General features: G+C 61.1%; 6 protein-coding genes and 1 pseudogene. 5 read left to right on the top strand and 2 right to left on the bottom strand.

Going from position 1 to position 9,185, the window contains the following annotated elements; all coding sequences use genetic code 11:
• Window positions 1-59: 59 nt before the first annotated feature.
• Together DBR24_RS34880 and gcbA are read right to left on the bottom strand one after the other, a co-directional pair.
• Window positions 60-119: pseudogene (locus DBR24_RS34880) on the bottom strand (hypothetical protein); the annotation flags it as partial.
• Window positions 120-1,567: 1,448 nt separating this feature from the next.
• The gene (gene gcbA, locus DBR24_RS18625; RefSeq protein ID WP_123471050.1) at window positions 1,568-3,238 is read right to left on the bottom strand and encodes a diguanylate cyclase GcbA; all 1,671 of its coding nucleotides are present in this window, start codon (window positions 3,236-3,238) and stop codon (window positions 1,568-1,570) included.
• Window positions 3,239-3,675: 437 nt separating this feature from the next.
• On the opposite strand from gcbA, the gene DBR24_RS18620 reads away from it, so the two are divergent.
• The 5 genes from DBR24_RS18620 to DBR24_RS32825 all read left to right on the top strand — a co-directional run.
• Entirely contained in the window at window positions 3,676-4,743 is a 1,068-nt protein-coding gene (locus DBR24_RS18620) for a DUF2333 family protein (protein WP_128615477.1), read from the top strand.
• 3 nt (window positions 4,744-4,746) lie between these two features.
• A complete protein-coding gene (locus DBR24_RS18615; RefSeq protein ID WP_123471053.1) occupies window positions 4,747-5,304 on the top strand; it encodes an NUDIX hydrolase in 558 nt (185 codons plus the stop codon).
• Between the two features lie 284 nt (window positions 5,305-5,588).
• Window positions 5,589-5,960 carry a translation initiation factor Sui1 gene (locus tag DBR24_RS18610; protein WP_041068080.1) on the top strand — a complete coding sequence of 124 codons (372 nt, stop codon included), beginning with the start codon at window positions 5,589-5,591 and terminating at the stop codon, window positions 5,958-5,960.
• A 217-nt stretch (window positions 5,961-6,177) separates the two neighbouring features.
• Window positions 6,178-8,091, top strand: coding sequence for an arginine decarboxylase (gene speA, locus DBR24_RS18605; protein ID WP_003221289.1), 1,914 nt, complete (start codon window positions 6,178-6,180; stop codon window positions 8,089-8,091).
• A 233-nt stretch (window positions 8,092-8,324) separates the two neighbouring features.
• Window positions 8,325-9,185: contractile injection system protein, VgrG/Pvc8 family (locus DBR24_RS32825; RefSeq protein WP_371921324.1), on the top strand; the 861-nt coding region annotated here is incomplete at its 3' end.

The following is a 9,185-nucleotide window of genomic DNA, read 5'->3' as shown; positions in this document are numbered from 1 at the left end:
GCACGGGCCGCTTCAATCGCCGCGTTCAGCGCCAGCAGGTTGGTCTGGTCGGCAATCGAGCGGATCACCGTCAGCACACCGCCGATGGTTGCCGACTCTTCGGCCAGGTGTTCGATCATCTGCGCGTTACCCTGGACTTCACCTACCAGCGCGTGCAATCCGGTCAGGCTTTGCCCGATAACCGTCTGGCCGTGCTCAACGGCAATCCCGGCATGGCGGCTGGCATCCGCAGCCTGGCGTGCATCGCCAGCGACTTGTTGAATGGTCGCTTCGAGCTCACTGAGGGAGTCGCGGATCAGCGCGGTGTCACCGGCCTGATGCTCGGCGCCGCTGTGCAAGTCGTTGCTCAGTTCGGCGAGGGTACGGCTGCTGCCGGCGACTTGTTCGGCGTTGCCGCGAATCGTCCCGACCAGGTCCACCAGATAGGCGCGCAGCCGATTGAGCGACGCTTCGATGTCGTGCAGTTCGCGGTTGGTCTTGCCCAGACGAATGTCGCGACTGAAATCGCCTTCGGCCCAGGTCGACAGGGCCGGGGCGAGGTTGGTCAGGGTGCGCGAAAGGCGTCGCTGCAGCGTGTCGATCAACAGCGCGATCAGCAGAATCAGGCCGATCATCACGCCTTGCATCAGGCGCACTTCGCTCTGGATCTGCCCGTGCTGGGCACGTACCACTGGCTCCAGCCCGGCAATGGCTTGTTGGACGGCGGCGATTTTCAGGTGGGTCGCGGTGCTCAGGTCGGTGCGCTTCTGGATCTGCTCGCGGGTGCGCGCAAGCTCCGCCGGATAGCGGCCGAGCAGGCTGTTGAGTTCGCGTTTGAGGCCGACGCCGGCGTCTTCGGCGACGGTTTTTTCTGTGCTTTCGATACCCATCATCGCGGCGAAGTCATCGCTGCCGGATTCGTTTTTGGCGACCACGCCCAGCAGGGGCAGGGCATCAAGGGCCTGGGCCTGGGTGCGGATGTTGCTGACTTCACGCTCGACATCGGCGGCCAGCTCACTGCGCCCGCTGCTGACCAGTTTGTCCCGCGCCAGTGACAGTTTGCCCAAGTGCTGCGACGCGGCCAGCAGGGGTGTCAGATAAGTCGCATCGCCGTTGGCATAAGTGTTGAGCTGGTCGAGGCTGGCGCTCAACTCGCGCTCGGCCTGCAACAGCAGGGCCTGCGGATCACCGGCCAGTTTGCCGGCGGCGAGCAGGTCGGTTTTGCTGAATTCTTCCAGGCTCGACAGGCTCGGGCGCAAGGTGTCGGCCAGCGCCGGCGGCAGTTCGCCGAGTTCTTTCTGCAAACCTTCGATGGCCTGACTGGCGCTGCTCAGGCGCAGGGCATCACCGCTGGCCAGGTAATCCTCGACGTTGCGCGCCACGTCATTCTGAAATTGCTGCGACAGCCCCAGGTAGCGCTCCATCAACAGATACGGGCGTTCCAGGGCTTTTTGCGACCACCATAACGTGGCACCCAGGGCCACGCACACGGCGACCAGCAGCAGAGTATTGAGATTGGTGAGCAACTTCAGGCGCATGACGGCTACCAACGGCAGAATGGTAAGCGCCTGAATTTATTGCGTTTCTATTACAGGGTTATGACCGAATCAGTGGATTCAGATGAAAAAGTGGCACTTTGCTTTGACTCCCGCGCGGTCTGCACCCGATTGCGTCCGCCATCCTTGGCGCGGTACAGCGCCTCGTCGGCCTGGCTGGCCATCATCAGGCTGTCGGAGTCATCACTCATCTCCACCACACCGGCGCTGAAGGTGCACCACAAATCCTGCGGCTGGGCCGGGTAGTGGATTTCGGCAAAACGCTGGCGGATTTCGTCGAGCACTTTGTGCGCAGCTTCGATGTCGGTGTCGGGCATTACGATGGCGAACTCTTCGCCGCCGTAACGGCCAATGAAGTCGGTCTTGCGTAACCGCTGCTTGAGGAACAGTGCCAGGCTTTTGATCACCCGGTCGCCCATCGGGTGGCCGTGGCTGTCGTTGACCCGTTTGAAGTGGTCAATGTCGAGCATGGCAAAGCTCAATGGCTTGTTCTCGCGGCGGGCGCGGAACGAGCAGTCTTCGAGCAACTGCAGAATATGCGTGTGGTTGTACAGGCCGGTGAGGCTGTCGCGGACCATCCGTGCTTTCAGATTGCGGGCGCGGGCGGCGCGGTTGCGCACGGTGGTGATCAGGTGTCGCGGCTTGATCGGTTTGGTCAGGAAGTCGTCGCCGCCCTCGCTCATGGCGTCGAGTTGCTTGTCCAGATCGTCTTCGGCCGACAGGTAAATGATCGGCACGCTGACATAGCGATCGTTGTGACGAATCACTTTGGCCAGCTCGGTGCCGGTGCAGGCCGGCATGTACATGTCGAGGATGATCAGATCCGGCTGGAAATCCGCCAGTTCGGCCATCGCCTGAATCGGTTCGATCAGGGTGCGCGTGACGATCCCGGCACTGTTGAGCAGGCGCTCGGTGTGCAGGGCCTGAGCGCGCGAGTCGTCGATGATCAGCACCTTATAAGGTTCGTACTGGGCGACGCAGGTCAGCACCTCGATCTTCTCCAGCAGGCTCGACGCTTCGAGGGTGCCGGTGAGGAATTCCTGGCCACCGGCGCGCACGGCGGCAAGGCGGGTCGGCGTATCGGTTTCGTGCAGGCTGAAGAACAATAAAGGCAGCGGTTGCTCCAGACCGACCTGAGCTTCGGCGGCGAGTTTCAGGCCGACGCCGGCGCCGCTGAAGTCCACGTCCATCACAATCGCCGCTGGCAAACGCTCGACCATCGAAGAGCGAAACGCCGCAACACTGTCCAGCGCCTGCGCGCTCAGACCGAAAAACTCCAGTTGCTTGGCCAGCCGCTCGGCGCGGTCGTGGTCTTGCAGCATCACGTAGATCGGTTTGCGCAGCGGCGGCAGAAAGGTCTGGTCGAGTTGATCGCCGTGGCGCAGGCCGGTGCGCGACAGGCGCTGCATCAGGCGATTGAGGTCGGTGATCAGGCCGCTGCTCAGGCGCCCGCGATTGGCATCCACCGCTTCCAGCGACTGGCTGATGTGGTGCGCGAGCTGGGTATGTTCAGGCTGCTCGAAACGCTCGGCAAAACGCAGCAGGCGCAGGTTAGCCTCGCTCAGCTCGGCGAGGTCGACGGTGGACCATTCGCTGCGTTGCAGGCGCTGCCATATCTCAAGAATCTGACGTGCCTGATGAATTACCCGCTGGGCAAAGTGGTGCTTGAGACGCTCACGGCTGGGGTCTTCTGGCTCGGTCATATCCTGACTACTAGTTAGGCTGCATGCTGAGATCGACTGGTGGCTCTATGCTAGCACCTCTTTTCCCTTAGACGAGTGTCGCACGTCAATAATCTGCAATGGGACGCCATTCAGTTTCTGACCGAGTGGTTTTATTTTCGACCTGCACGTCGTTCAGGCCCCTGCCGGCAGGGCGCTTGCTCTGCGGTTGGCGGCGATTCGGGACGGCGTTTCCGGTTTGGCGCACAGCCGCACGAGGAATGTGCCTTGCCGGTGTTTGCAGTGCCCTGGGCCGTGTGGGTAGGGGAACTGCCCTCAGGGATTCCCCTATATCTGACAGAGGCGACATCCGCTCACGCAATTTGCGGCTTATCTATACTCGCGGGTGCCCGGCCCCGGCACGTTGTTGTATGGTTGTGGTCGAACTGTTGAACCCAAGTAATTGAAAGGATATCGCCATGCTGGACTGGAAAAACCGCGCGGGCAGCGCGCCTGAACGTGCCGCCGAGCCCAAGTCGGCCACCCGCAGCTACGTCGGCGGGCTGTTGTTCAGCCGTGCGCTGGCCACTCTGGTCGGCATTTATCTGTTGGTGACCATTGGCCTGGGCTGGTATTGGAGTCAGGAGCCGGCACTGTTTCCTGTGGCGCAAAACGCTCAGGTAGCGGCCGAGAAAGAAGGCAAGCAGATGGTGATCGGCTACACCACCGTCGAAACCCTGAAGACCGTTGCCGGCACCTTGCTCAACAAGCCGGGCGGCTACATTTCCAACGACCGCTTCCCGCCGGGCCTGTGGATGGACAACACACCGAGCTGGGAATATGGCGTGCTGGTGCAGGTGCGCGACCTGACCCGTGCCCTGCGCAAAGACTTTGCCCGTTCGCAGTCGCAGTCGGCTGAAGATGCCGATCTGGCCAAGGCCGAGCCGCGTTTCAACTTCGACAACAAGAGCTGGATCCTGCCGTCGAGTGAGTCGGAGTATCAGGAAGGTATCAAGTCCCTGAGCCGCTATCAGGCGCGCCTGTCCGATCCGACCCAGAAAAACGCGCTGTTCTATGCCCGCGCCGACAACCTGAACAACTGGCTCGGCGATGTCGGCACCCGCTTGGGGTCGCTGTCGCAACGCCTGTCGGCCAGCGTCGGCCGGGTCAAACTCAACACTGCGCTGAAAACCGAAGTCCCGGCCATCGGTGAAGTGCCGCAGGTTGACGAGGAGGTCGTCGAGACTCCGTGGATGCAGATCGACAACGTGTTCTACGAGGCGCGCGGTCAGGCCTGGGCCCTGTCGCACCTGCTGCGTGCGATCGAAGTCGACTTCGCCGACGTCCTGGCGAAGAAGAACGCCACGGTCAGCGTGCGCCAGATCATCCGTGAGCTGGAAGCCTCGCAGGAACCGGTCTGGAGTCCTATGATTCTCAATGGCAGCGGCTTCGGCGTGCTGGCCAACCACTCGCTGGTCATGGCCAACTATATTTCCCGGGCCAACGCTGCCGTCATCGACCTGCGTCAATTGCTCAATCAGGGCTGATTCATGAGTCAGAACGCCAAAGAGGCGGCCCATCGCGCCGCCTCGGATGCCGAACAGATCGCCTGGGTCGACGAACAGGACAACCTGCTCGGCGCCCTGGTGCGGGCCGACTTGCGCGAGCGCGGGCTGATCGGCCGGGGCACCTACATCATGTTGTTCAATTCCGCCGGCGACCTTTGCGTGCACCGTCGCACGTTGAGTAAAGCCATCTATCCCGGCTACTGGGACGTGGCGGCAGGCGGTATGGTGCAGGCGGACGAGAGCTACGCCGAATCGGCGGCCCGCGAGCTGGAAGAGGAACTGGGCGTGAGCGGGGTTGAACTCACCGCCCATGACCATTTCTTCTTCGAGGACACCGACAACCGTCTCTGGTGTTCGGCATTTTCCGCCGTGTGGGATGGCCCGCTGAAGCTTCAGCCGGAAGAAGTGCTGGAAGCACGCTTCATTCCGGTCGAACAAGTTATGCGCGAAATCGAGCAGAAGCCTTACTGCCCGGACTCTCTGGCGGCTTTGCGACGCTATTTGAAAGCGCAGCAAAGCGACGTCGCAAAGAACTCATAAATTGGCGCCGATTGGCACTTAGCAATCGGGAATTTTGCCGTTACACTGCGCGACCTTTTCAAGCTGCACCGCGATTGCTTTTTGTAGGAGCTGCCGCAGGCTGCGATCTTTTGATTTTTTGTTTTGGCGTCGAAATCAAAAGATCGCAGCCTCGTTTCATTCGACAGCTCCGACATCTGGCGTTTTACCGATGCAGTAGCGCTGCCCCTGCCTGAGTGGGGCTTCGCGGTCGATAACCTTGCCCAAGGTTGCGATCAGTCTTTGTCCTCCGAAGAGGATTGCCGGTGGCCAAAAAAGCCGCATCCTTCGCCGCCCTGGGCGGTCTGGTATTTTCCACCGACGCAGGTCGTCATTGCCCGGAATGCAGTAAGCCGGTGGACGCCTGTATCTGCAAACAAACCGTGATCCCGGCCGGGGACGGCATTGCCCGCGTGCGTCGCGAGAGCAAGGGCCGTGGCGGCAAGACGGTGACCACCATCACCGGCGTGCCACTGGCCGAAGACGCGCTCAAAGAGCTGGCGACAACGTTGAAGAAACGTTGTGGCACCGGCGGGGCGTTGAAGGACGGGGTCATCGAAATCCAGGGCGATCATGTCGAGCTACTCTTGGCCGAGTTGATCAAGCACGGTTTCAAGGCGAAGAAGTCCGGCGGCTAGCAGCCTCTGTGAAAACCACCTGCGGCTTGATCCGGTTCTGCAATGTTCAGCGCCGGCGTCGTCTCCATGGTTTTCACAGAGCCTGTTCATACCGGTTTCTAAACTACACGCGGTCAGTGCGGTCTACCGCCGCGCTGACGAATCGTCATTTTCATTCTTTAGACTGCGCCGGCCTGCGATCAGGCGACGCACTATGACTTCTTTATAGGGGACTTCGATGTCCGTACGACGCACACGTAAAGACGATGGCAGCCAATGGACAGTTGCGGACAGCCGCAGTGTTTACGGGATTCGCCATTGGGGGGCCGGGTATTTCGCGATCAATGACGCCGGTCGCGTCGAAGTTCGTCCGAACGGCCCGAGCAGCTCGCCTATCGACCTGTTCGAACAAGTCGATCAACTGCGCAAGAGCGGTTTGTCCTTGCCGTTGCTGGTTCGTTTCCCCGACATCCTGCAAGACCGCGTCCGTCAGTTGACCGGTGCCTTCGACTCGAACATCGAGCGCCTGGAGTACCAGAGCAAGTACACCGCGCTGTACCCGATCAAGGTCAACCAGCAAGAAGCGGTAATCGAGAACATCATCGCCACCCAGAACGTTTCCATCGGTCTGGAAGCCGGCTCCAAGCCAGAGCTGCTGGCGGTGCTGGCACTGGCGCCGAAGGGCGGCACCATCGTCTGCAACGGTTACAAGGACCGCGAGTTCATCCGTCTGGCGCTGATGGGCCAGAAGCTCGGCCACAACGTGTTCATCGTGATCGAGAAAGAATCCGAAGTCGGCCTGGTGATCGAAGAAGCCGCTTCGCTGAAGGTCAAGCCACAGGTCGGCCTGCGCGTGCGCCTGTCGTCGCTGGCCTCGTCGAAGTGGGCGGACACCGGTGGCGAGAAATCCAAATTCGGTCTGTCTGCAGCACAACTGCTGTCGGTGGTTGAGCGTTTCCGCGCGGCTGGCCTGGATCAGGGCATTCGCCTGTTGCACTTCCACATGGGCTCGCAGATCGCCAACCTGGCTGACTACCAGCACGGCTTCAAGGAAGCGATCCGTTACTACGGCGAGTTGCGCAACCTTGGCCTGCCGGTCGATCACATCGACGTCGGCGGCGGTCTGGGTGTCGACTACGACGGTACCCACTCGCGCAATGCCAGTTCGATCAACTACGACATGGACGACTACGCCGGTGTCGTGGTCGGCATGCTCAAGGAATTCTGCGACGCGCAGAGCCTGCCGCATCCGCACATCTTCTCCGAAAGCGGCCGCTCGCTGACCGCGCACCACGCGATGCTGGTGGTGCAGGTGACCGACGTCGAGAAACACAACGACGAAATCCCGCTGATCGAAAACAAGGAAAACCTGCCGGAAACCGTGCAGTGGCTGGTCGACCTGCTCGGCCCGACCGACATCGAAATGGTCACCGAAACCTACTGGCGCGCCACCCACTACATGAGCGACGTGGCGTCGCAGTACGCCGATGGCAAGCTGACCCTGGCCGAGAAAGCCCTGGCCGAGCAATGCTACTTCGCCGTGTGCCGCCGCCTGCACAACTCGCTGAAGGCACGTCAGCGTTCGCACCGTCAGGTGCTCGACGAGCTCAATGACAAGCTGGCCGACAAGTACATCTGCAACTTCTCGGTGTTCCAGAGCCTGCCGGACACCTGGGCTATCGACCAGGTCCTGCCGATCATCCCGCTGCATCGTCTGGATGAAGAGCCGCTGCGTCGTGCGGTCCTGCAGGACCTGACGTGCGACTCCGACGGCAAGATCAACCAGTACGTCGACGAGCAGAGCATCGAGACCAGCCTGCCGGTGCACGGTTTGAATGAAGGTGAAGATTACCTGCTGGGCGTGTTCCTGGTCGGCGCCTATCAGGAAATCCTCGGCGACATGCACAACCTGTTCGGTGACACCGATTCGGTGAACATCTATCAGAACGCCGATGGCAGCGTGTACCACGCCGGTATCGAAACCCACGACACCATCGAAGACATGCTGCGTTACGTGCACTTGTCGCCGGAAGAACTGATGACTCACTACCGCGACAAGTGCGCCAGTGCCCGCATCAGTGCCAGCGAACGCACGCAGTTCCTCGATGCCTTGCGCCTGGGCCTGACCCGCTCCTCCTACCTGTCTTCCTGAGGCCAGGTTGCCCGCTCACCGGGTTGTCTGAAGTTTTTCCGCTTACAGCGGAAACTTCAGATGATCCGGTGGGACATTTCTCCAAATCCGCGCGAAAAACCTGGCTACCTCAGCCAGCAAAGTCATCTGGTCTGCTTTTCGCGTAGGTCATTTCCTAAGTTGAACTTCGGCACTCTACTCGGCCATGGCTCTCGGCGAGAATCCCCGACCGCCCCTCCTGTAGAGATCCGCCTATGTTCGATCCAGTCAACGAGCCGTCCTTTCGTCTCGATGTAGCGGGTCTGTCCGACCCCTTCGAAGTCCTGGCCTTTACCGGAAGTGAGGGCATCAGCGAGCCCTTTGCCTTTGACATCGACCTGTTGATCGCTGACCCGCACCTGGACCTTGCCGGTCTGTTGTACCGCTGCGCCTTCCTGCAGTTCGGCCCATTGCGCGCAGGCCTGAATGGTCAGTTGCTGCGTGTGGTCCAGTACGAGCACGGCGAGGGGTTGCGGTTATGTCGTGTTTCGCTGGGACCGAAGTTGAGTTGTCTGGCGCTGCGTTTCAGTCAACGGATTTTCAGCGGCCGTTCGGTGCCGCAGATTTTGATGCAGGTCCTCAAGGAGCATGGAATTGTCGGTGCACAATGCCGGTTTGACCTGCATGGCGACTATCCGCCACGCGCCTTTTGCACTCAGTACCGCGAGTCTGATCTGCAATTTGTCCAGCGTCTGTGCGCGCAGGCGCACATCCACTACTACTTCGAGCATGGGCGTGACGGGCATTGCCTGGTCTTCGGCGATGACCCCGGGCAATTGCCCGGAGCTGGCGCGGCGTCCTTCGGTCACCTCGGCAAATCGCCGGCAGTACGTCGCTGGCAACTGCAGGCGGGCACACGAGCCGGCGGCGAGACTGCCCCGGCGTTGCGCACGGCTGAGGGGCAATCGGATCTGTCGGCCCTGCGCAGCGGGCAGTGGCTGTCGCTGCACGGCCATCCCTTTGCCGAGTGCAACCGGCACTGGCTGCTGAGCCGGATCGAACATCGCGCCGATACTGGCGCTGAACCGCCCTACAGCAATCGCATCGCGGGCGTCGCGCAAATGCTGGCGCCTGCC

Origin of the sequence: Pseudomonas sp. HMWF006 (genome assembly GCF_003061205.1) — a bacterium.
Classification (GTDB): domain Bacteria; phylum Pseudomonadota; class Gammaproteobacteria; order Pseudomonadales; family Pseudomonadaceae; genus Aquipseudomonas; species Aquipseudomonas monsensis.
This window is presented reverse-complemented; position numbering and strand designations above follow the sequence as displayed.